Raw genomic sequence first — 22,582 nt, 5'->3', positions numbered from 1 at the left:
CTATCTCTTTTTTCCTACTGTCATCCTCTCCCACACAAACTATTTGTATACCCAAAAAAAGAAACCTATACTAAATTTGCAAAAAGCTACTTTCCTCTATGAAAGTAGCTTTTCTTTCCCTTTCTCCTTCTTCGGAAAAATCACATATGAAAATGAAATCGCAGTATCCGCTAAAAGAATAATAGCCCATACTTGGCTTACACGGCTTGCTGTTTTATTTAAAACGATTCCTGACTCTAACCAATTTCCCCACTGTTCTACTGGAATAAGCCCATACATGAAGAAAAGGAATATATGAACCGCAACAAACAAAATAAGATGCAAAGCCCAATTTTTTATTTCCTGTTTCGCATGCGCCATACCTGTTAATTCAAATGGATCTTCGATAATAGGCGCCGGTTCATTCCGCCACTTCGCAACTAATTTTTGTACATATATATCTAATTTCTTCAAATCCTTTTTCCCATAAAAAACTGCATATAATAGAATGATTACCGTAATGATTTGAAAATTAGAGAACTTCCCTGTTTGATAATAGTCCAATACCCCTAAAGTTAAAATAAACACTTCATTTATGAGTAGCACAATCCCCATAATAAAGCTCGCCTTTTTCAAGCGAAATCCATACCTTAGTAAAAAGAATCCAATAGCTGATAGCCAAAATACTATCTCTGCACCAATTAAAAAATACCATCGATATTCTGCGAGTATACTCATTTATCCCTCTCCCTTTCATCATATATACGAAAAGCCTCATCCATATATACTAGAAGCTCTTCCTCAATTGGATACATACTCATTTTCTGTGAATCTTCTTTTGATTTTCTTACTTCCCACAATTTATCTAAAAATGCTTCATCACCATTAGCCATCTCTAAACACTTCTGCATTAATTTCTTCGTTGCCTCTTGTACTTCATCACACGATGCTTCCTTACCGTCTTTCATAAAATTACGTAATTGCTTTAATAAATCTACCCACTCTAACACATTCGGATCTTCCTCACTCATATTTGGCAAATTATGAAGTAAATCTTGCTCTTCTTTCGAAAAGACTTCATTTTGAAATATTTCACGTATACGAGGAGACTGTTTCGAAAGCTGAATAAGCTCAAACATAACTTTCCAATCCAGTTCTCCCTCCACATCTACCGAATAAACAACCGCTTGTAAAACACGCTCCATTCGATTAAACTTCTTTTGTTCTTCCTGTACAAATTGAAGTTGTTTTTCAAGCGAACCTTTTAAATTGAGCTCACCTGTTACTAACATATTCGCAACCTCTTTTAATGAAAAACCCATTTCTTTTAAAAATAAAATTTGCTGCAAACGAACAACATCTCTCTCGCTATATAACCGATGTCCTCCATCAGTTTTCCCACTCGGCTTTAATAAATCGATTTGATCATAATAACGTAACGTCCTTACTGTAACCCCTGTTTCCCTCGTTAGTTCTTGAATTGAAATCAACTCCATCACCTCTTCTCCTTCATTATAAAAGGTGACGTAACGTAACTTTCAAGTAGTTTGTAAAAAAAATACAAAAAGCTGTTTATACCTTTTGTATAAACAGCTTTTATGGAAGAAAACCCTTTTGTATAGCGCGTCCACAAGATAAAATAATTGCCCCAACAACAACACTTGTTGCTGTTTTATGATAATGCGCTAAAATTAATAAATAGTATGATAAACCTACAGCACCAATCATAATACATACACTTGGCACTGGATTGCGAGAGAAGTTTTGCATCCCCCACAAAAGTGCAAATATAGCCGTCGCAGCACATAATACCGCTAATCCCATCCTGTTTCCCCTTTATATATTTATTTAATTCCCCTTGCTGCTAATACACTCGTCGATGCCATACTAATTAACAGTCCAAAAATAACTATATATAATAATTCATTCACATCCACGATTTGTCTATCTAAATACTTATTTACAGAAAGATACGCGATAAAAAACAAAAAGAAACCTACCATACAAGCCGTAAAATATTGCTGCATTTTTTTCATGATTCTCTCATCTAATGCAGGTACACCTTCTTCTTTCCATCGCTTTCGCTCCTTATACTCAGACACAGCGTATAAACTAATAAGGGCTACATTTGAAATCAATATCGCTCCCCACGAAATATTTAAAATGACTAAACTTGTATTTAAAATAAGCCCCGCTAAAGATAAGCTTCCTATAAACCTCATAACTTCTTGCTTATTCATGTATTATCAGCCTCTTTCTTATTTCTAAACTTCCACTTCGGCCAATAATTCACAACGAAATAAACAAACTGCCCTAGTACAAATAAAACGAATGGCATACCAGCATTTCCATAAACAATTAAATTGTACAAACTCCATATTGCTAAACTTATCACGAAAAATAACCCTAAATATTTAAACGCTTTATCCGATTGAAATCTCTCAAACTCATCTTGCATTTTCATTCCTCCTATCGCTATGCTCGTTTTCCCGCCATAACTCCTATGATGAGACTACCAGCAAATAAGAAACTACATACAATGAATATTTCTGGCGTAGGTATGACATCTCTGCCTACGATTTTGCTAGCACCAATGTAAACAATGAGAAGGACAAATGCGAATATAAGCGAGACATTTACATGCCTTTTTATATTTTCATTTACTCGCTCATCTATATCTGGAAATCCCTCTTTTTTGTACTTACGTTTTTTATAATACGTATACACTGTTAAAAATAGAATTGCTAAAATGTTACTAACTATTAGCGATAACATCGGTATGGATGGATCCATAATACGAACTAAAACGTACCCTCCACATAATCCTAAGACAGTAGCGATATACAACTTTTTAGTATCGTTCATTTTCTCTCCCCTTACTCCAGCATAAATATTTCCTCTACCTTCATTCCAAAATATTTGGCGATTTTTAGGGATAACTCTAGACTCGGGTTATAGTGGTGGTTCTCAATTGCCACGATTGTCTGCCGCGTCACTTGCATCGCCTTTGCCATTTCAATTTGCGTTATGTGATTTTGCTTTCGTAATTCTTTAATTTTATTTTTCACACCCATAGGCTCCACCTTCGAAAGTAAAGATATCTTTACTTTAATTATAAATATTTTCCAATTTTAAGTAAAGATATCTTTACAAATTTTAGAAAAACATTTCACTGAACACCTTCTCTAACACAGTAAGACAGGAATTAAATTTATATCAGCGATTTTTTAAATATATCGACTTACCGACAAATATCGACACCCGTAGCACTATAGGCATAAGAAAGAAGCTGTCCCAAAATATCTTTTGGGACAGCTTCTTCGTCTTACTACATAAATCCTAACGCATATACAAGAACGTACCCAAGTACCGAAAGGCAAACCGAGCCAATTAGCCCTGCCACAAATGCCCTACTTCCTAATTTGCGGAACGTTTTAAACTCTACATTTAAACCTAGCCCTGCCATCGCCATTGCAATAAGCATGTACGCAATTACTACAATATATCCGGCAACAACTTCTGGGATAATCCCAAGCGAATGCACCGCACTCATTGCTAAAAATCCGAAGATGAACCAAGGAATCGGAAGGTCGCGCCACGATCTTTTTTCTTCGCTTCCCTCACTCTTGCCAAACCATAATCCAATTAAAATCGCTACTGGCACAAGCATCGCTACGCGCGTTAATTTCACAATAACCGCGATGTCTACAGCCGTGCTACCGCCTGGCGCCGCAGCAGCGATAACATGAGCGATTTCGTGCAATGTCGCACCTGCGAACACGCCGTAACCATAGGGTGAGAAGCCAAGCACTGGGTATAATAGCGTATAAACAAGTGTAAATATTGTACCTAAAATTGCAATAATCGCTGCCCCAACCGCTGTTTCTTCATCTTTCGCTTTCACTTGCGGTGCAATCGCGACGACCGCTGCTGCACCACAAATCGCCGTTCCGCACGCCGTTAAAATTCCAAGTTTCTTTTCTACTTTAAATACTTTCGTTAGTCCATATACAACGAAAATTGTAAATGTAATAACAACCGCTGCGATGACCAATACTTTCGGACCCGCCTTCGCAATATCTACAAGATTTAACCGCATTCCAAGTAAGATGATCCCAAAGCGTAGCAACTTCTTACTCGCAAAGTTCGTTCCCGCTATCGCTTCTTGAGGAATCCCGATTGCCGCGCGCCAAACCATCCCGATTAGAATAGCGATTACTAATTGTCCCATAATATTTAAAAATGGAAGCTCTGCTAAATATTTCGCGGCGATTGCGATTAATAACGTAATCCCAATACCTTGCGAAAATCCAAAGCCCTTCTTCTTTTGTATAACAAGTGTTTGTTCCACTTTATACCACCCCAATAATCGTATTGGAACATGCATGTTCTTTCTAGTTACATTATAAGAGAATTTTTATAATAAGTTTAATATCAATATTGAATCCCTATCATCAGAAATACTTATGATAAAATGAAAACAAAAATAAAGGGGCCTAACAAATGAACGTCGACATTTTGAAAATCTTTGTTACTGTCGTTGAACAAAAACATTTTTCGCGTGCTGCGGAACTATTAAACCTTTCACAACCCGGAGTTAGTATGCACATTCGCAACCTAGAAAATGAATTGGGGGCTACACTTATTCAGCGCTCCCCAAAGCACGTCCAAGTTACGGAAGCTGGAAACATATTATACATACATGCAAAGCAAATGCTCTCTCTTTATGAAGATGCTAAGCAGGAAATTAACGAACTACATAACGTTGTAACAGGAACACTTCGCATCGGTGCTAGTTTTACAATTGGTGAATACTTACTTCCGAAAATACTCGCTAACTATGCGAATGAAAATCCACACGTCGAAGTTCATACATTTATCTCAAATACGGAAGAAGTTTTGCAAAGCCTCCGCTCCAATCAAATTGATATCGGCTTAGTGGAAGGGCAAGTCGTATATGCTGACGTGGACGTTGAAACGTTTATGCAAGATGAAATGAAGCTCGTCGTCCCTCCAAATCATCCATTGCTTCACATCAAGGATATAAACGAAACTACTCTCCAAGACCAAGTATGGGTATTAAGAGAAAGTGGCTCTGGGACACGTGCCTATAGCGATCGTTTTATTCATCAACATCATTTAAAAATGAAACGATTCTTTACATTTAGTAGCATTCAAAGTGTAAAGGAAGCCGTCGCTGCCGGGCTTGGCATCGCTATACTTTCTGACTGGACCGTGCGGAAAGAACTACTAGCCAAAGAACTATTCCACGTCGAAGTTCCAAATGAAAAGCTAATCCGTCCATTCTCCATCGTGCGCGGCAAATATTTTATCCCTTCTAAGGCTATTCAGGTCTTTTTAAATCATGTAGATTCTTTTGCGAAAAAACAGAGTTGACCTTTACATTAGTGTGAAGGTTTACAATATCTTTAAAAGGAGTGAAACACATTGCGAATTGGGGAGTTATCTAAAAAAACAGGGGTCAGCGAGCGCTCACTGAGACATTATGAAGAAAAGGGAATACTCCCTTCGAAACGCCTTGAAAATGGCTATCGCAAATTTGATGAAAGTGCTATCAAAAAAGTAGAACTTATTCAAATGTACTTACAGCTTGGTTTAAACTTAGAAGAGACGGCGAGGATGCTGCGCTGCCTTGAAATCGAGCCACATTTATACGAAAACCCATGCAGTAGTATTCTTACACTTTACGAAGATAAACTATGTGAAGTTACGAAACAAATCGAATTGCTCTCTAGTATTCAAGCCAACTTGCAAAAACACGTTTCACTCCTAAAACAAACAAAAGAAAAGGGATGATTACATGTTTGTTATACATGGCAGTTCAAGACAAAACGGAAATACGGAATCTTTAACACATATGATGATTGATGGAATTGAAGCAGAACAAATTTACTTACGTGATCATATTGTCCACCCAATTATAGATCAGCGTCATGATGCAGATGGATTTCAACCTATAAATGATGACTATCAACAATTAATTGAACGCATGCTAGAGCACGACACGATTATCTTCGCTACACCGCTATACTGGTACGGAATGAGTGGTCATATGAAAAACTTCGTTGATCGCTGGTCACAAAGCTTGCGCGATACATCCCTTCATTTCAAAGAAAAAATGAAAGGCAAAAAAATGTACGTTGTCATCGTTGGCGGAGACAATCCGAAACTGAAAGCATTACCACTTATCGCCCAGTTTCAATATATCTTTGATTTTGTTGGTTCATCATTTGAAGGGTATGTTATTGGGGATGCGAATGGATTAGATGAAATCAAAAATGATGCTGAAGCACTCGCAAAGGCACAACTGTATAATAGCGAATTCAAAAATCACAAACAGAAATAAGTTTGACAAACTCTTTTGTATGCGCATACAATAAAAATAATATTATGAAAGGAAGGTACTTTGACCAATGAAGTTCTAATTCTCTTATTTATTTCATCCATCACAAATAGTGAACAAAAATGATGAAAACTAGCAGAGGATTAGTCTGTCCATTTGTCGATACTTTCTTTCGAGACGGTTATGTAAAAAATCGTTTATTTATGTACGATTTTTACATTCAAGGGCGACGTTTATCCTCTCTAGTGAAACTAGGGAGGTTTTTTTATGACTATTTTATTCGCACGTAATATTGAAAAGAGCTTTGGTGATCGCACCCTATTTACGTTACCATCACTGGAAATTCAAACAAACGATCGCATAGGAATTGTTGGAGTCAACGGAGCTGGAAAATCTACGTTATTACAAATATTAAGTAAAGAAATAGAGGCTGACCAAGGTATAGTAACTCACCATAGTTCTATCGCTATCATTCCTCAGCTTAGCGAGGAACTGCCGGAAACCGCTTCTTCTCTTACAAAAGGAAAATGGAATATTTCAAACGTTGCAGATTCAATGAGCGGCGGCGAACGAATGCGCCTAAAGATTGCTCATGCTCTCGAACAAGATGCAGGCATTCTATTTGCTGATGAGCCAACAAGTCACTTAGATATGTTCGGTACAGAGCAATTAGAAAAGGCACTTTTATCTTATAACGGTGCACTTGTTTTAATATCGCATGATCGTGATTTTCTAGATACCATATGTACCAAGATCATCGAAATTGAAGACGGTACTATTCAAGAATATAAAGGGAATTATTCAAACTATCGAAAACAAAAAGAACGTGAGAGAATACAAAAGGAAGCAGAATACGAGCAATATGTACAAGAAAAAAATCGTTTAGAACAGTCCATTTTACAAAGAAAACAACGCGCTTCTAGCATGACAAAAATCCCAACGCGGTTCAGTTCATCTGAATCTAAACTTTATAAATTAAGCGGTGCTCATGGGCAAGAAAATGTTAGTAGAGCAGCGAAAGCATTAGAAACACGTCTCGAAAAATTAGAAAAGAAAGAAAAACCAAAGGATCTTTCTCAAGCTCAGTTTGACGTGCAATACCATACACCAATTCATAGTAAAGTGGTGGTACAGTTTAATAAAACAACGAAGAAAATAGGCGACCGCACACTATTTAAAAATATGAATGGGACAATTGCCCCCGGTGCAAAGCTTGCTATTTTAGGCGCAAACGGAAGTGGAAAAACAACTTTGTTCAATATGCTTCTCACAAACGAGCGCGGCATTCAGCTTTCGAAAAGCTGTAAAATTGGATACTTTGAACAAACACTATCAATTTTAAACACAGATAAAACAATTTTAGAAAATGTTCTAGAAGAAACAAACTATACGGAGTCGTTCGTTCGAACAATACTTGCAAGGCTCCTTTTCCGCCGCGAAGATGTTCATAAACCTGTGCACGTCTTAAGTGGCGGTGAACGAATGAAGGTTGCACTCGCAAAAGTATTTTTAGGAAACTATAATATGCTTCTGCTCGATGAACCGACGAACTATTTAGATTTAACAACACAGGAAGAATTAGAAAGCATGTTACAAGAGTATCCTGGCACCATACTTTTCATTAGCCATGACCGCGCCTTTATTCGTTCTGTTGCAGACCATATTCTAAAAGTAGATGAGAGAGAGCCTAGAATATTCCACGGCAATTACGAGCAATACACAAAAAGAACAACTCAAGCTTCTGTAAATATTACTGAACAAGAATTATTACGGTTACAAACAAAATTAACAGAAATCATCAGCCGGATTTCTATACCAAATCCTCAAGATGACATCACATTTCTCGAACAAGAATACGAAAAATTATTAGTTCAAATTCAAAAATGTAAAGAAGCGCTCTAATGTCTTCCCTATATATCGACGGGATCTTCCGCATTTCCCAAGAAATATCGAGGCTTCGACATAGAATATCGACTTAAACACGATAACAGCATCAATAACAACAAAAAAGCCGTGCACCTGCACGGCTTTTCACTTTATCCCGCTATTTGTGGGCAGTAAGACTCCCACCTCAAAATTCTGCTTGAGCAAAGAAGTTAGGTGGGAGATCAACTGCCCGTAAACGCCCGATTGGTGAAGGCTAATAATCAGTGGGGGATGAACAAAACCCCCACTAATTAAAGTTTCACTTTATATACGAACAGCAGTCCCACTCACCGCAACCATTAGCATCCCTTCGCGAACTACTTCGTAGTCCACGTCGATACCAACAATCGCGTTCGCATTTTTTTGTCTTGCGAGAGTTTTCATCTCTTCCATTGCAATGTCGCGTGCTTCTTTCAATTTACTTTCGTAAGCGCCTGCACGGCCACCGACCACGTCGCGGACAGAAGCAAAAAGGTCACGCACGATATTCGCCCCCATAATTGCTTCGCCATTGACGATATCAATATAGTCAGTAATCTCTTTTCCTTGAATTGTAGAAGTTGTTGTTACAATCATGCTTTATAGCCTCCCATATAAGATTTCCACTTACTTATGGTGCACTAATTCAGCAGAAATTATATTTACGAACTAAACTGTGCTTCGTATAACCTGCTATACCCTCCGCCACGCTCAATTAATTCAGCATGTGAACCTTGTTCTGCAATACCATCTTTATTTACAACGACGATGCGATCCGCATTTTTAATAGTTGCTAGCCTGTGAGCGATAACTAACGTTGTACGACCGACAGATAGTTCAGCAAGTGATTTTTGGATAGCAAGTTCCGTCTCTGTGTCTAGCGCAGAAGTTGCTTCATCTAAAATTAAAATTGGTGGGTTTTTCAAGAACATACGGGCAATTGCTAAGCGCTGCTTTTGTCCTCCTGAAAGTTTCACACCACGCTCACCAATAACTGTATCTAAACCGTCTGGTTGCGAGTAAATTAAGTCCTCCAACTGGGCACGTTTTACCGCCTGCCAAATTTCAGATTCTGAAGCTTTTAAATTTCCGTAAGCGATATTTTTACGAATTGTTCCTGAGAATAAGAAAACATCTTGCTGCACAATTCCGATTTGCTTACGAAGTGACGATAACGTCATCTCTTTCGTGTCAATGCCATCAATTTGAATTGATCCAGATGAGTGTTCATAAAAACGCGGTAATAAACTACATAATGTTGTTTTCCCTGCCCCTGATGGTCCAACGAAAGCAACTGTTTCACCTGCATGTATTTTCAAACTAATATCGTTTAAAATCGGCTCTTTATTTTCATATCCGAACGTGATGTTATCGTATTGAATATCGCCGTGTACATGTTTAACTTCGATTGCATCTTTAGAATCTACAATATCCGGCTCTGTTTCCAGAAGTTCTACATATCTTTTAAAACCAGCGATTCCTTTCGGATAACTTTCAATAACCGCATTAATTTTTTCAATTGGGCGGAAGAAAATGTTCGTTAACAAAACGAATCCAATAAATCCACCGTACGTTAATTCACCTTGCAGTACGAACCATGTACCACATATTAATACAAAGAGTGTTACAAGACGCATCAGCATATAACTAATAGATGAATTTAACGCCATAATTTTATACGCCATTAATTTTGTTGTACGGAAACGAGCATTGTTTACAGCAAATTGCTCTTTCTCAAACTTTTCATTTCCGAATGCTTGTACAACACGGATACCACCAACATTGTTCTCAATACATGCATTGAAATCAGCAACGTCTGAGAATAAACGTCTAAACGTACCTGTCATTTTTTTGTTGAAGTAAAGTGCCAACCATAATAAGAACGGGATTACGAAGAATGTTAGAAGTGCTAACTTCCAGTTAATCATCATCATAAATGAAAATGCTCCGACTAAAGTCATAATGGCAATGAATAAATCTTCTGGTCCGTGGTGAGCAATTTCCCCAATTTCCATTAAATCGTTTGTAAGACGTGAAATTAAATGACCTGTTTTATTATTATCAAAAAATCTGAATGATAGCTTTTGAATGTGATCAAATAATTTCTGTCTCATATCTGTTTCAATGTTAATACCAAGCATATGCCCCCAATATGTAACGACATATTGCAAACCTGCATTTAACACGTAAACTGCGAATAAACCGAAACAAGCCCATAAAATAAGCGTCCAGTTTTGCCCTGGTAATAACTTATCAATAAATTGATTTACGATAAGCGGGAAACCAAGTTCGAGTAAGCCTGCGATAACTGCACAGGAAAAATCAAGTATAAATAAACCTTTGTACGGTTTATAGTAAGAAAAAAATTTACGTAGCATATTTTTCCTCCCTTTTCCAAATTAAAAGACTCCCTAAATGATAACCATTATCAAATAATTATTCAAGTTATCCGTCTATGAAACTAAAAAAACCTTCATCTGTGTTTGATGAAGGTTTCCATTTTATTTTACATCGCTTCCGAATCCCACTCATGCTCTTGCTGGACAAACACAACACCTAATTCATGATGTCCCCCAGCATATAACGCCGTTTGAGCAAGACGAAGCTCACCATTTGTATCTACTACTTCTAATTTACAAAACGCCCCTGTCGTCTTCGTTTGAAGCGCGTCATAAAACTCTTCGGTACTTCTTGGAATGACTCCATTTACTTTCGTAATAACTTCTCCAGGCTTTAAATTCATCTCTGCCCCAATTGTATTCGGAATTGTATCTAACACAACAAGTCCATCATTACGTGCGGCAAAGTATGCTGGTCTTTTCTCGTCTGCAATTTTCTCTTGCATCGAGATTGTAAAGCGTCCAAGCATTGCGACTCCCATCGCGATAATTGCGAGTACGTGCCACCAGTAACTTGCGATACCCAAAACGAGTACGAGCCCCGCTAATCCATAGACACGTCTTCCTGTAAATAATAAAGCTTCCGTCGGCTCATAACTTCTAACTTTTCTCATAAATCCAATTAGAAATGGTACGAGGAATAAAGAGTATGTAGTCGAACCTATTGAAACGACAGGCCACCAAGAAATAAATCCTGTCACCGCATCTCCTGGTATAAGAATAAATACTGGTACAAGCCATAAACGATTTGATTCATGTAGTCCAATTCGTAGCCCACGCTTACCTTTGTTAATTTTTGGCGTAGAATAGCGAACCGCATTTTTAGAGATTAATAACCCCTCTACAACGAGCATAACGCCTAGTAAAATAGCAAGGGATACAATCGTACCCTCTTCACCTTCTCCAAGCTGTAAGAAGGAAACTGGCATCTTAGACGATAACAACACGAGTGCAATAGCGATTCCGAAAGTATAAGCTACAGATAAATATCGATACATAGCAGTTAATCCAAATAATAACGTCCAAAGTAAAATTGCCCATAAACTCGCTTTTGAAACGACTAGCCCGAGTCCAATCGTAATAATAGATACGATTAATCCGTACCCAATACCTGCAAATAGAGTTGTTCGTAGTTCAAACCAAATATCATATACTTTAAAAGAAAAATCTTTTCGTTCTCGTAATATACGTAAGTATCCAACGAAGATACTACTAATTAAAAATACATAGACAGCAGGGTGTAAGAAAAAACGTCCAACTGCTCGTAGTATTTCAAAAAGCCATGCCTCCACGAATTCATTCACCACCATTTATATCATTTTTTCTTTTTATCTTATCATAACTAAAGAAATGTTTGTTTAACACATAAAAAATACAGGCATCAAAGTGCCTGTATTCTTTCTTATTTCGCTATTAATTTCAATGCCGTCTGTAATTGTAAATCATTTTCTCCAGAACGGATTTTTTCAATAATTTTAGTTTGAAGCGCTTCAGCTGTCTTTTTATCGAGTTGTCCTGTTGCTTCCATCTCACTCGCATTTTGGAATGCTTTTAGTGCTGATTCTGTCTCTTTGCTAAAGTACCCATCTTCACGTCCTGGTACATAGCCTAAGCTCTTAAGCATTTCTTGCGCATGTTTTACTTGTACATCATTTGAATTGTATGAAAGTGTCTTTTCAATTTGAATTGGTGTCGCATGATAATAATCTGGTTGCTTCACTTCTACAGTTGGCGCGATTCCTTTTTTATGAATCCAATTGCCATCTGGTGTTAACCATTTAAACATTGTTAATTTAATATTGCTACCATCTTTAAATGGAACAGCTTGTTGGACAGTACCTTTACCAAACGTTTTTTCACCAATTAAATCGTATCCTTCTCCCTCTTTCAGCGCACCCGCTAAAATCTCTGAAGCAGAAGCACTTCCATTATCAATTAATACTGAAATTGGATATGGCTTTCTTTCTTTCAGTTCCGTAGAGAATTTCTTCTTCTCACCATTTCGCTGTTCTACTTGTAGCATTGGCTTTTTATCTGTCATGATGTCTCCTAGTATGTCTTCTACACTATTTAAATAGCCACCAGGATTGCCACGTACGTCAATAACTAAGCCTGTTATATGTTTCTTCTCTAACTCTTTTAACTGATCCTTAAATTCTTTCGCAGTATTTTCAGCAAAAGAAGTAATTTGCATATAACCGATGTCTTTTCCGCTCTCTTGCTTTACGGAACTAAATACAGTGAAAATCGGAATCTTTTCTCGCTTAATTTTAAATTCTATCGGATCAGCCACTCCTGCGCGCTTAATTTCAATTGCAACAGTCGTTCCTTTTTTACCACGAATTTTTAATACTGCTTCTTCACGTGATAAATCTTTCACACTATTTCCATCTACAGATAAAATTTGGTCATTCGGTTTAATTCCTATCTTTTCTGCTGGTGAACCTTTAATTGGCGATACGATAATAAGCTTACCGTCCGTCTTGTTTACTTCAGCTCCAATCCCTTCAAGTTCAGGATCTAGTGACTGACTAAACTGTTTTGCCGTTTCTTTATCCATATACGTGGAATAAGGGTCCTTCAGCGTAGACAACATTCCCTGTATCGCACCTTCGACTAATTTGTCGTCTTTCACGTCTTCCACATAACGTGAATCAATTAGTGCATACGCCTCATTAATCTTTGCCAAATTCCCTTGCGCTGTGCCAGCATTACCATTCGATACTGTTTGTGTTACATATGCTGGGTTTATCCCAAGCCAGTACATACCACCAAACATCCCGCCAGCACCAATTAAAAATGCAACAACCATTCCAATAATTGCAACTCTACGTTTCAATGCGGAATTCCCCTTTCCAGAACACACAGGTGGTGTAGCAAAAGGCATCACACGATGTGTGATGCCTTTACCTATTTCTACTATATGATAAGCTTGTACGAATTATGTTTGCAACTTTTTATACTTTTAAGAAGCGACGAATTGACATTACACTTCCCCACATACCGATTAATGCACCGATTAACACTAATAAACCAGCTAATTGGAATACGAATGGGTTGTATGGTAGAAGCTCGAAAATTGTTCCGCCAAGTTTTTCATTAAACACACCTTGCAATGAATTATATATAACTAAAATTAGGCCAATTGGAATAATTGATCCTAATACTCCTAGGAATAATCCCTCTAACAAGAACGGCCAACGAATAAACCAGTTTGTTGCACCAACAAGTTTCATAATTTCAATCTCAGTACTACGAGCATAAATTGTAATTTTAATTGTGTTAGAGATTAAGAACATCGCTGTGAATAGAAGACCAGCAATTAACGCAATCCCGATGTTACGACCAGTTTTTACAGTATCAAATAATTTTTCAACTTGACCTTTACCGTATTGAACATTACTTACAAACTGCATTTTCTCAATCTTTTTCGCAATCGCCGCTGTATCTGTTGGTTCTTTCGCCTTTACAACAAATACATCTTTCAGTGGATTATCTTGCTCAAATAACTCGAACGTTTTTCCACTATCGCCTAAGCTTTTAATTAAACGTTTCAACTCTTCTTCTTTAGAAGAATATTTAATAGAATCTACTTTCGCAATTTTACTCATATCTTCTTCTAATTTCTTTTGATCAGCTTCTTTTGCTGCCGGATCAATATGCACACGAATTTCTACATCTTGCTCTACTTTCGTCGCAAAATGGTTCATATTCATAATCGCTGCCAAAAAGACACCTACAAGTAATAACGTAACTGTTACTGCACTTACAGAAGCAAATGTCATCCATCCGTTACGGGATAGATTTTTCACACCTTCTCGCAAATGTCGACTAAGGGTTTTAGCCTTCATATCCGTATCCTCCCTCAATCTCATCTCGAACAATTTTTCCGCCTTCAATTGCAATTACACGATGACGAATTGTATTTACGATATCTGCGTTATGTGTCGCCATAACAATCGTTGTACCACGCTCATTAATACGTTTAAAAATACTCATAATATCAAGCGCTGTTTCAATATCTAAGTTACCTGTTGGCTCATCCGCAATTACAACCTTTGGTCTATTTACAATCGCTCTTGCAATCGCCACACGTTGTTGCTCTCCGCCTGAAAGTTCGCCTGGAAGTGCATCTGCACGATCATCTAGACCTACAAGACCTAACACTTCTGTAACACGTTCACGAATCGCATCTCGTTCTTCTTCAATTACTTCTAAAGCAAACGCAACATTCTCATATACCGTTAATTTAGGTAGCAATTTAAAATCTTGGAAAATTACGCCTAATTGACGACGGAAATATGGAACATCTCTTTCTGCTAATGTTTCAATTACAAGTCCATTTACATTAATTGATCCTGTAGATGGCTTCTCTTCACGATACATCATTTTAATAAATGTAGATTTTCCGGCTCCACTCGGTCCAACTACGTATACAAATTCACCTTGTTTAATGTTAACTGTGAGACCAGCAATGGCTTTCATACCATTTGGGTACTCCTTATAAACATTCGTCATTTTTATCATTATTTATCACCCAATACTTAATGATTTTTTTCGAAATACTTTTCTGTACATTTGAAAATAAAAGAAAAACCTTTATTTTCGCTCGACCATTCTTGTTGAAGGTAGCTTCCATACATGCTTTTTATTAGCAACGCTACTCTATGTAATATATTTCATCAAAATTCTACAAACCCCATTGTAACATCAATCGGTTTCCAGTTCGGATACAATTTTGTTACAGTTATGTTACATCCTAACAAGGTAAACGAGCTGACATAGTTCTTAGCCTAAATCATTTTTAGGTAAGATCCTATAATCAACTCGTCTATTTCACCTTTTTTATTTATGTTCAGCTAGCCATTCAGATACTTTTTTTGCGTCCTCACCTTGAATAAGTCCAGGTGACATTGAGCCCCGACCTTTTTTAATAATTTCTTCGATAGCCGCAGCGTCATACTTACCGCCTACTTTTCTTAAATCAGGTCCAGTTGCTCCTGATAAATCTTTCGCGTGACAACCTGCACAACTTCTTTGGAAGATTTGTTCTGCACTATCTGTGCTTGCAGATTGTTTTGATGATTTACTCTCTTCTTTATTTCCACATGCTCCTAAAGCAAGAACAACTGATGTCCCTAACGCAATAGCCAACAATTTCTTTTTCACTTCCATCGCTCCCCATTGTTGATATTCTTTTCATCCATAACTAGGCAATAGTTTTCATAACACATTCAATATTCATTATAAGCATTATCTTTATATAGAAAAACTAAGGTATATTTCATATTTTTCACAAATATAGTGAGAAGCCTAATAAAATAAGCTTTCATAAATTGTTTCAATTCTGTGAACACCTTAAAAAGTTCTATAAAGAGCCTTTTTCTCCAAACCAAAAATGAGAATCCCTATATAAAGCCCTACCCTATTATCGCTCTGTTTTACTATTCTCTACTTTTTACAAAACAATATACGGCATTGTATTCTACATGTAATCTCATCAAAAAGAGAAGTTGTCGCCTCCAACTTCTCTTCCTCTTTATTTCATCAATATAAATAAGATAAGCCTCTTTATATCCTCTTGGACCTCAACATGTGCCAACAATTCTGTTGGCTTTTTCTCTTATTAAATACGAGAACGTAAATACGCATCAATAAACGGATTAATTTCCCCATCCATAACTGCTTGTACGTTACCAACTTCTGTATTTGTACGATGGTCTTTCACAAGAGAATACGGATGGAATACGTAAGAACGGATTTGGCTGCCCCATCCAATTTCTTTTTGCTCTCCGCGAATCTCATCTAATTGTGCTTGTTGTTCTTCTAATTTCTTTTGATATAATTTCGCTTTCAGCATTTTCATCGCATGTTCACGGTTTTTAATTTGAGAACGCTCTGACTGACATGTCACAACCGTATTTGTTGGTAGATGCGTTATACGAACTGCTGAATCTGTCGTATTAACATGCTGTCCGCCTGCCCCACTTGCACGATACGTATCTATTTTCAAATCTTCTGTACGCACTTCAATTTCAACTTCATCATTGAATTCAGGTACAACTTCACAAGATACGAACGATGTATGACGACGACCTGAAGAATCGAACGGTGAAATACGTACAAGACGATGTACACCTTTCTCCGCTTTCAAGTAACCGTAAGCGTTATGACCTTTAATTAATAATGTAACACTCTTAATACCAGCTTCATCGCCCGGTAAGTAGTCAACCGTTTCTACTTTAAACCCACGTTTCTCAGCCCAGCGTGTGTACATACGTAATAACATAGAACCCCAGTCTTGTGACTCTGTTCCACCTGCACCTGGGTGTAATTCTAAAATAGCGTTATTTTTATCATAAGGATCGCTTAATAGTAACTGAAGCTCGTACTCGTTCATTTCTTGAATTAAAGTTTTCACTTCAGATTCTAATTCCTCATGTAAATCTTCATCATACTCTTCTTTAAGTAGGTCATGCGTCATTTCTAAGTTTTCGAACGTCTCATCTAACTGACGGAACCTTCCAACCATATCTTTCAGCGCATTCGCTTCATTAATTACAGCTTGTGCGCCTTGTTGGTCATCCCAAAATCCAGCGCCCATCATCGTTTCTTCTAATTCTGCAATTTGTTTTTCCTTAGTAGGGAGGTCAAAGAGACCCCCTAAAAGCCGCTAATCTCTTAGCCATTTTCTCTAATTCTTGCCTAATTTCTACTAATTCCATTTCCTTCACCTCTATGTAATTGCTGTTACTTTCATATGAAAACAAGGGAAACTCTCTCCGCTTATTACGGAGAGAGTTTAAACCTTTTCATTATACATTTTTGATGTAAAAGTTTGCAAAGCAGACTGAACTACAGTTCCCTATTACTGCCCAATGCCACAACAGTTTTTATATTTCTTGCCACTACCGCATTTACATAAATCGTTGCGTCCCATTTGGTCACCTTTTACAACCGGTTTTTTCTTCGCGTCTTCACCATCGCTTGATGGATGAACAGCTTCACCTTGAACAACTTCTTGACGCTCTAAGTTTTGCTCAATTTCAGCTTTCATAATGTAACGAGAGATTTCCTCTTCAATAGAAGCGATCATCGACTCGAACATTGCGAATCCTTCCATTTGGTATTCACGAAGTGGATCAATTTGTCCGTAAGCACGTAAATGAATACCTTCACGAAGGTGATCCATTGCATCGATATGATCTGTCCATTTCGTATCTACAACACGGAATACAACAACCTTTTCGAATTCACGCGTCTGCTCTTCAGGTAGAAGCTTCTCTCTTTCATTATAACGCTCTAACAATTTCGCGATAATTGATTCGCTCATTTCTTCTGGAGCAAGGCGACGTAACTCTTCTTCTTTTACATCTCCTTCTTCAAGAAGGTTTGTATTTAAGTAATCGACAAGACCTTTAATGCTCCAATCTTCTTCGATTTCTTCTTGCGTATGAAGTGCAACAGCACGTTCTATCGTAGATTTCATCATACCTTCAATAATGCTGCGTAAGTTCTCTGAATCCATTACTTCTTGACGCTGTTTATAAATTACTTCACGTTGTTGACGGAGTACATCGTCGTATTGCAATAGCTGTTTACGTGCATCATAGTTATTTCCTTCTACACGTTTTTGTGCAGATTCTACCGCACGAGAAACCATTTTACTTTCGATTGGCTGTGAATCATCCATACCAAGGCGATCCATCATCGCTTTCATATTGTCAGAACCGAAGCGGCGCATTAGTTCATCTTCCATTGATAAGTAGAACTGTGTTACACCAGGGTCTCCTTGACGACCAGAACGACCACGTAACTGATTATCAATACGACGACTTTCGTGACGCTCTGTACCGATAACTGCTAGGCCAACATTTCTAATATCGTCGCCTAACTTAATATCCGTACCACGACCAGCCATATTCGTCGCAATTGTTACAGCGCCTTTCATACCAGCTTCTGCAATGATATCTGCTTCACGCGCATGGTTTTTTGCGTTTAAGATATTATGACGTACACCTTTACGTGTTAACATTTTTGAAATAAGCTCTGATGTTTCAATTGCAACTGTACCAACAAGAATAGGTTGTCCTTGCTTATGACGATTTACAATATCCTCAACAACTGCATTGAATTTACCTTCCATTGATTTGAAGATTAAATCAGCACGGTCATCACGAATAATATCTTTATTCGTTGGAATTACGATAACATTCATATTGTAAATACTACGGAATTCTTCTTCTTCCGTTTTCGCTGTACCAGTCATACCAGATAATTTTTCGTACATACGGAAGTAGTTCTGGAACGTAATTGTTGCAAGCGTCATACTTTCATTTTGAATTTCTACGCCTTCTTTTGCTTCAATAGCTTGGTGTAAACCTTCGCTATAACGACGACCTTTCATAAGACGACCAGTGAATTGGTCTACGATTACGATTTCGCCTTCTTGTACAACATAATCTGTATCAAGGTGCATAACAACATGTGCACGAAGCCCCTGATTAATATGGTGAAGAAGTGCTACATGTTTTAAATCAAATAAGTTTTCAATATGGAAAGCTTTCTCTGCTTTCGTAATACCATCTTCAGTTAACATTACATTTTTCGTTTTCACATCAAATGAATATTCTTTTTCATTTTCTAATGTACGAACGAATGCATTTGCAAACATGTATAGCTCTGTTGATTTTTGAGCTTGTCCAGAAATAATAAGCGGCGTACGTGCTTCATCGACTAAAATGGAATCGACTTCATCGATGATAGCAAAATTAAGTGGACGCTGAACGCACTGCTCTCTATATAACACCATGTTATCACGTAAGTAATCGAATCCAAGCTCGTTATTTGTGCTATACGTAATATCAGCAGCATAAGCAGCTTTTTTCTCTTCACGTGACATACTATTTAAGTTAATCCCTACAGTTAGGCCAAGGAACTCATGAAGTTGTCCCATTTCATTTGCATCACGTTGTGCTAAGTATTCATTGACTGTAACAACGTGAACACCTTTTCCTGTTAATGCGTTTAAATATACAGGTAAAGTAGATGTTAACGTTTTACCTTCACCTGTTTTCATCTCAGAGATATTTCCTTCATGTAAGGCGATACCACCCATTAGCTGTACGCCATATGGACGCATTCCAAGAACACGATTTGCTGCTTCACGAACAACCGCAAAAGCTTCAGGAAGTAGATCATCTACTGTCTCACCTTTTGTTAGACGTTCTTTAAATTCAATCGTCTTTCCTTTTAATTGTTCATCAGTTAGCGGCTTAATAGATGATTCTAATGCATCAATTTGCTCCACTGTCTTCTGCATACGTTTAATTTGGCGTTGGTTGACATCAAATACCTTTTTTAAAATACCGATCATAGGAAATACGCTCCTCTTTTATTAAAATAAAACTTCCGATTGCTTTCTTTTTCTCTTTACAATCAGTCGTTATAAAAATCAAATTTATGTTATGCCAATTTTTCTCCTAATTAAAAAAACTAAAATGTATAAACCTAATGATAATTGTAACACTTGTCTTGTAACTATGACAACAATCGTCCAAATGTCGAGCCTTAGATTCAGAAAAATTTTTCATTTAATTTGTTCCAACAAACTAATATTTCAAATTCATATTACAAATTTTGTATTAAATCTAAGTAGTATTCTTTCAAGTTCTCTTTTAAAGAAGATGGCTCAATTATTTTTATAGTTTTACCAAAACTAGCTAGATACGAGATGATAAAGTTGATTTCAGCAGGCTCATAAGTTCCTATTAAGTATGTATCTTCGTGTTCTTCCCATAATTTCATCGAAGGATATTGTTGTTGCTTGAATATCTCTATCCCCCTCGCAGTAATTGAGCATTTAAATTGAATAGCTTGTTCAGTTGCCTTCCAAAGACTATGTGCGTTATGTATATTTATGTTTTCCAAATCCAGACTATCCTGAGCACCTACCATTTCTAACGACCGAATACGATCACAGCGAAACACTCGATAAGCCGATTTATCTACATCGTAAGCCTGGCAATACCAATAACCTTTCATTGCATAAATCGAAATCGGCTGAATACGGCGCATTGTCGTTTGTTTCGGCGTTACATAGTTTATAGTTAAAGCCCTATTTTGAACAGCAGCTAACAAAATCTCTTCTAGATAACCACATTCATGTGCTTGTTCCAAATGAAAAAAGGACACTCTTTTTTGCAAGTTTTCAATTTGCTCACGCTGTTTTGACGAAACACTATCTAAAAATTTCTTATTAATGGAACGAAACGAGATTTGAAAAGGAATACTTACAAAACTACTTAGTGCTTGCATTGCAAAATAAAGTGCAAAAACTTCATGATTTGTAAATGAAATCGGTGGTAATGTCATCGTTTTTATTAAACGATAACCTCCATACCGACCATACTCTGCAAAAAGAGGGACACCCATTTCCTCTAATGATGCAATATCACGTAAAGCTGTCCTTTTTGAAATTTGAAATTCATCCATTAAATCTTTCAATGTGAATATTTGTTTTTGATTAATAAAACGTAGCATCTGATTTAAACGTTCAACTTTTCTCATAAATTCTCCCTATAGGTGTCGTATGTTGGCACCTTATATTTGTATAGTAATAAGTGTAAACATATATGAAGGAGGCAATACAATGAACTTTGAAGTAATCCCTTTTTTATCATTAAATGGGCAAGGTGCTAAAGCAATCGCATTTTACGAACAGTATTTAGACGCAAAAGTTTTATTTAAAAAGAATTATAAAGAAATGAAAGAAATAGATCCGAATTTCACGTATAAAGAAAGCCAAGAACATTATATTACCCATTCTGTTTTACAAATTGGCACTAATAAAATTATGATTGCAGAACAGGCAGTGGATTCCACACGTCCTTGGCAATTAAGTAATAGCTCATCATTATGTATTCAATCTAAAGATTTCCAGGCCATTGAAGCACTCTATCATAATCTAATTAAACATGAAGAAGTTCATATTTTAACACCTTTTGAACAAAACTCCTTCAGCCCTGGTTATGCCATTGTTCGAGATCCTTTTGGAATTGTAATACAATTTACAGTAACAAGACATGACTTCTAAATCCCATTACGAAATACAAAAATAAAAATATATAAAAAAGAAATATATATAAAAGCGCAGCCTCTTCTGGCTGCGCTTTCGAATTATTATTTAGTTTCGATTAAACCATATTTCCCGTCTTTACGGCCATATACAACATTAGTTTCATTTGTATCAGCATTTGTGAAGACGAAGAAACTATGTCCTAGCATATCCATTTGTAAGATCGCTTCTTCAACGTCCATCGGTTTTAAATCGAATCGTTTTGTACGTACAAGTTCTAATTCATCCTCTTCTACCGCATCCAGAACAGCTACTGCTTCTGGAAGGATAAAGTTAGTTTTCACAGAACCCTTTTCACGTAATTTACGGTTTACTTTTGTTTTATGTTTACGAATTTGTCGCTCAATTTTATCAACTACTAAATCAATCGCAGCGTACATATCGCTATTTGTTTCTTCTGCACGAAGTAATAAATCTGTAAATGGAATTGTCACCTCGATACGTTGCTTGTCAGAGTATACCTTTAAATTAACTTTAATCTCTGGGAATGTATCAAAATAACGCTCTAATTTACTTAATTTTTTTTCTACATATTCCCCTAATGCTGGAGTTACTTCAATATTTTCACCACGAATGTTGAATTTCATAGATGAATTCCTCCTTTCAAGCCTATGTACTATAATTTCGACATTGGCTTAAAAACTCCTTCTAACTTTTTTAAAAAAATTAGTGGAATTGCGATTTTTTTATCGTTTTTTGTTGAAATGAAAAGATGCATCGTTTCTATCTTTATTTTATCCTATTAACATCGTGAATAACGAATGTAACTGTGGACAATTGGTTACAGAAAAGAAACAA

24 protein-coding genes are annotated in these 22,582 nt (G+C 36.9%); 5 read left to right on the top strand and 19 right to left on the bottom strand.

Annotation, left to right across the window (positions count from 1 at the left end):
* Window positions 1–96 precede the first annotated feature (96 nt).
* The 8 genes from JTF23_RS08880 to JTF23_RS08845 form a co-directional block, all read right to left on the bottom strand.
* Complete coding sequence (locus JTF23_RS08880; protein WP_204208544.1) at window positions 97–717, bottom strand: hypothetical protein; 621 nt, start codon at window positions 715–717, stop codon at window positions 97–99.
* Window positions 714–1,475 (bottom strand): MerR family transcriptional regulator, encoded by a 762-nt coding sequence (locus tag JTF23_RS08875; RefSeq protein ID WP_131229957.1) that lies wholly within the window; start codon window positions 1,473–1,475, stop codon window positions 714–716. Before JTF23_RS08875 ends, JTF23_RS08880 begins: the two co-directional genes overlap by 4 nt.
* Before the next feature lie 100 nt (window positions 1,476–1,575).
* Window positions 1,576–1,803 (bottom strand): hypothetical protein, encoded by a 228-nt coding sequence (locus JTF23_RS08870; protein ID WP_204208543.1) that lies wholly within the window; start codon window positions 1,801–1,803, stop codon window positions 1,576–1,578.
* Window positions 1,804–1,823: 20 nt separating this feature from the next.
* Window positions 1,824–2,219, bottom strand: coding sequence for an ATPase (locus JTF23_RS08865; RefSeq protein WP_078179446.1), 396 nt, complete (start codon window positions 2,217–2,219; stop codon window positions 1,824–1,826).
* Window positions 2,216–2,437 carry a hypothetical protein gene (locus JTF23_RS08860; RefSeq protein WP_002159891.1) on the bottom strand — a complete coding sequence of 74 codons (222 nt, stop codon included), beginning with the start codon at window positions 2,435–2,437 and terminating at the stop codon, window positions 2,216–2,218. Before JTF23_RS08860 ends, JTF23_RS08865 begins: the two co-directional genes overlap by 4 nt.
* Window positions 2,438–2,454: 17 nt before the next feature.
* Window positions 2,455–2,844, bottom strand: coding sequence for a hypothetical protein (locus JTF23_RS08855; RefSeq protein ID WP_204208542.1), 390 nt, complete (start codon window positions 2,842–2,844; stop codon window positions 2,455–2,457).
* 11 nt (window positions 2,845–2,855) lie between these two features.
* Complete coding sequence (locus tag JTF23_RS08850) at window positions 2,856–3,053, bottom strand: helix-turn-helix transcriptional regulator (protein WP_204208541.1); 198 nt, start codon at window positions 3,051–3,053, stop codon at window positions 2,856–2,858.
* 254 nt (window positions 3,054–3,307) lie between these two features.
* Complete coding sequence (locus JTF23_RS08845; protein ID WP_204208540.1) at window positions 3,308–4,330, bottom strand: YeiH family protein; 1,023 nt, start codon at window positions 4,328–4,330, stop codon at window positions 3,308–3,310.
* Window positions 4,331–4,482: 152 nt separating this feature from the next.
* Here JTF23_RS08845 and JTF23_RS08840 point away from each other — a divergent pair, with 152 nt between their 5' ends.
* The 4 genes from JTF23_RS08840 (at window position 4,483) to abc-f (ending at window position 8,245) form a co-directional block, all read left to right on the top strand.
* Entirely contained in the window at window positions 4,483–5,376 is an 894-nt protein-coding gene (locus JTF23_RS08840; protein ID WP_204208539.1) for a LysR family transcriptional regulator, read from the top strand.
* A gap of 51 nt (window positions 5,377–5,427) precedes the next feature.
* On the top strand, window positions 5,428–5,796 hold the full coding sequence (locus JTF23_RS08835) for a MerR family transcriptional regulator (protein ID WP_078179450.1): 369 nt from the start codon (window positions 5,428–5,430) through the stop codon (window positions 5,794–5,796).
* Window positions 5,797–5,800: 4 nt separating this feature from the next.
* Entirely contained in the window at window positions 5,801–6,346 is a 546-nt protein-coding gene (locus tag JTF23_RS08830) for a flavodoxin family protein (protein WP_204208538.1), read from the top strand.
* A 264-nt stretch (window positions 6,347–6,610) separates the two neighbouring features.
* Window positions 6,611–8,245, top strand: coding sequence for a ribosomal protection-like ABC-F family protein (gene abc-f, locus JTF23_RS08825; RefSeq protein WP_204208537.1), 1,635 nt, complete (start codon window positions 6,611–6,613; stop codon window positions 8,243–8,245).
* A 288-nt stretch (window positions 8,246–8,533) separates the two neighbouring features.
* Here abc-f and JTF23_RS08820 read toward each other — a convergent pair whose 3' ends face one another.
* The 10 genes from JTF23_RS08820 to JTF23_RS08775 form a co-directional block, all read right to left on the bottom strand.
* Entirely contained in the window at window positions 8,534–8,845 is a 312-nt protein-coding gene (locus JTF23_RS08820; protein WP_002159883.1) for a YbjQ family protein, read from the bottom strand.
* A gap of 65 nt (window positions 8,846–8,910) precedes the next feature.
* Window positions 8,911–10,626, bottom strand: a complete 1,716-nt coding sequence (locus JTF23_RS08815) for an ABC transporter ATP-binding protein (protein ID WP_204208536.1) — start codon at window positions 10,624–10,626, stop codon at window positions 8,911–8,913.
* 128 nt (window positions 10,627–10,754) lie between these two features.
* Window positions 10,755–11,939: a PDZ domain-containing protein gene (locus JTF23_RS08810; protein WP_033714908.1), complete on the bottom strand. Its 1,185-nt coding sequence runs from the start codon at window positions 11,937–11,939 to the stop codon at window positions 10,755–10,757.
* A 110-nt stretch (window positions 11,940–12,049) separates the two neighbouring features.
* On the bottom strand, window positions 12,050–13,486 hold the full coding sequence (locus tag JTF23_RS08805; RefSeq protein WP_483862069.1) for a S41 family peptidase: 1,437 nt from the start codon (window positions 13,484–13,486) through the stop codon (window positions 12,050–12,052).
* A gap of 118 nt (window positions 13,487–13,604) precedes the next feature.
* Entirely contained in the window at window positions 13,605–14,498 is an 894-nt protein-coding gene (gene ftsX, locus JTF23_RS08800; protein ID WP_002112857.1) for a permease-like cell division protein FtsX, read from the bottom strand.
* On the bottom strand, window positions 14,488–15,174 hold the full coding sequence (gene ftsE / locus JTF23_RS08795; protein ID WP_078173386.1) for a cell division ATP-binding protein FtsE: 687 nt from the start codon (window positions 15,172–15,174) through the stop codon (window positions 14,488–14,490). Before ftsE ends, ftsX begins: the two co-directional genes overlap by 11 nt.
* A 318-nt stretch (window positions 15,175–15,492) precedes the next feature.
* Entirely contained in the window at window positions 15,493–15,816 is a 324-nt protein-coding gene (cccB, locus tag JTF23_RS08790) for a cytochrome c551 (RefSeq protein ID WP_204208535.1), read from the bottom strand.
* 457 nt (window positions 15,817–16,273) lie between these two features.
* Window positions 16,274–17,372, bottom strand: a protein-coding gene (prfB, locus tag JTF23_RS08785; RefSeq protein WP_098988193.1) for a peptide chain release factor 2 whose coding sequence is annotated in 2 segments (ribosomal slippage) — window positions 16,274–17,299 and window positions 17,301–17,372 — 1,098 coding nt in all. Because the reading frame shifts where the segments join, the coding sequence is not laid out codon by codon here.
* Window positions 17,373–17,515: 143 nt separating this feature from the next.
* Complete coding sequence (gene secA / locus JTF23_RS08780) at window positions 17,516–20,023, bottom strand: preprotein translocase subunit SecA (protein ID WP_078173384.1); 2,508 nt, start codon at window positions 20,021–20,023, stop codon at window positions 17,516–17,518.
* Window positions 20,024–20,277: 254 nt separating this feature from the next.
* Entirely contained in the window at window positions 20,278–21,216 is a 939-nt protein-coding gene (locus tag JTF23_RS08775) for a helix-turn-helix transcriptional regulator (protein WP_204208534.1), read from the bottom strand.
* A gap of 82 nt (window positions 21,217–21,298) precedes the next feature.
* Between JTF23_RS08775 and JTF23_RS08770 the strand changes: the two genes are divergently transcribed.
* A complete protein-coding gene (locus JTF23_RS08770; RefSeq protein ID WP_078179455.1) occupies window positions 21,299–21,742 on the top strand; it encodes a VOC family protein in 444 nt (147 codons plus the stop codon).
* An 86-nt stretch (window positions 21,743–21,828) separates the two neighbouring features.
* On the opposite strand, the gene hpf is transcribed toward JTF23_RS08770, so the two are convergent.
* Complete coding sequence (gene hpf / locus JTF23_RS08765) at window positions 21,829–22,371, bottom strand: ribosome hibernation-promoting factor, HPF/YfiA family (protein ID WP_002159874.1); 543 nt, start codon at window positions 22,369–22,371, stop codon at window positions 21,829–21,831.
* Window positions 22,372–22,582 lie beyond the last annotated feature (211 nt).

The sequence above is a fragment of the Bacillus sp. RIT 809 genome (genome assembly GCF_016892495.1).
Classification (GTDB): Bacteria; Bacillota; Bacilli; order Bacillales; family Bacillaceae_G; genus Bacillus_A; species Bacillus_A cereus_U.
This window is presented reverse-complemented; position numbering and strand designations above follow the sequence as displayed.

Bases quoted from the DNA above. Each gene is read 5' to 3' on its own strand.
- JTF23_RS08880 (WP_204208544.1), bottom strand. From the start codon at position 717: ATGAGTATACTCGCAGAATATCGATGGTATTTTTTAATTGGTGCAGAG.
- JTF23_RS08875 (WP_131229957.1), bottom strand. From the start codon at position 1,475: ATGGAGTTGATTTCAATTCAAGAACTAACGAGGGAAACAGGGGTTACA.
- JTF23_RS08870 (WP_204208543.1), bottom strand. From the start codon at position 1,803: ATGGGATTAGCGGTATTATGTGCTGCGACGGCTATATTTGCACTTTTG.
- JTF23_RS08865 (WP_078179446.1), bottom strand. From the start codon at position 2,219: ATGAATAAGCAAGAAGTTATGAGGTTTATAGGAAGCTTATCTTTAGCG.
- JTF23_RS08860 (WP_002159891.1), bottom strand. From the start codon at position 2,437: ATGCAAGATGAGTTTGAGAGATTTCAATCGGATAAAGCGTTTAAATAT.
- JTF23_RS08855 (WP_204208542.1), bottom strand. From the start codon at position 2,844: ATGAACGATACTAAAAAGTTGTATATCGCTACTGTCTTAGGATTATGT.
- JTF23_RS08850 (WP_204208541.1), bottom strand. From the start codon at position 3,053: ATGGGTGTGAAAAATAAAATTAAAGAATTACGAAAGCAAAATCACATA.
- JTF23_RS08840 (WP_204208539.1), top strand. From the start codon at position 4,483: ATGAACGTCGACATTTTGAAAATCTTTGTTACTGTCGTTGAACAAAAA.
- JTF23_RS08830 (WP_204208538.1), top strand. From the start codon at position 5,801: ATGTTTGTTATACATGGCAGTTCAAGACAAAACGGAAATACGGAATCT.
- abc-f (WP_204208537.1), top strand. From the start codon at position 6,611: ATGACTATTTTATTCGCACGTAATATTGAAAAGAGCTTTGGTGATCGC.
- JTF23_RS08820 (WP_002159883.1), bottom strand. From the start codon at position 8,845: ATGATTGTAACAACAACTTCTACAATTCAAGGAAAAGAGATTACTGAC.
- JTF23_RS08815 (WP_204208536.1), bottom strand. From the start codon at position 10,626: ATGCTACGTAAATTTTTTTCTTACTATAAACCGTACAAAGGTTTATTT.
- ftsX (WP_002112857.1), bottom strand. From the start codon at position 14,498: ATGAAGGCTAAAACCCTTAGTCGACATTTGCGAGAAGGTGTGAAAAAT.
- ftsE (WP_078173386.1), bottom strand. From the start codon at position 15,174: ATGATAAAAATGACGAATGTTTATAAGGAGTACCCAAATGGTATGAAA.
- secA (WP_078173384.1), bottom strand. From the start codon at position 20,023: ATGATCGGTATTTTAAAAAAGGTATTTGATGTCAACCAACGCCAAATT.
- JTF23_RS08775 (WP_204208534.1), bottom strand. From the start codon at position 21,216: ATGAGAAAAGTTGAACGTTTAAATCAGATGCTACGTTTTATTAATCAA.
- JTF23_RS08770 (WP_078179455.1), top strand. From the start codon at position 21,299: ATGAACTTTGAAGTAATCCCTTTTTTATCATTAAATGGGCAAGGTGCT.
- hpf (WP_002159874.1), bottom strand. From the start codon at position 22,371: ATGAAATTCAACATTCGTGGTGAAAATATTGAAGTAACTCCAGCATTA.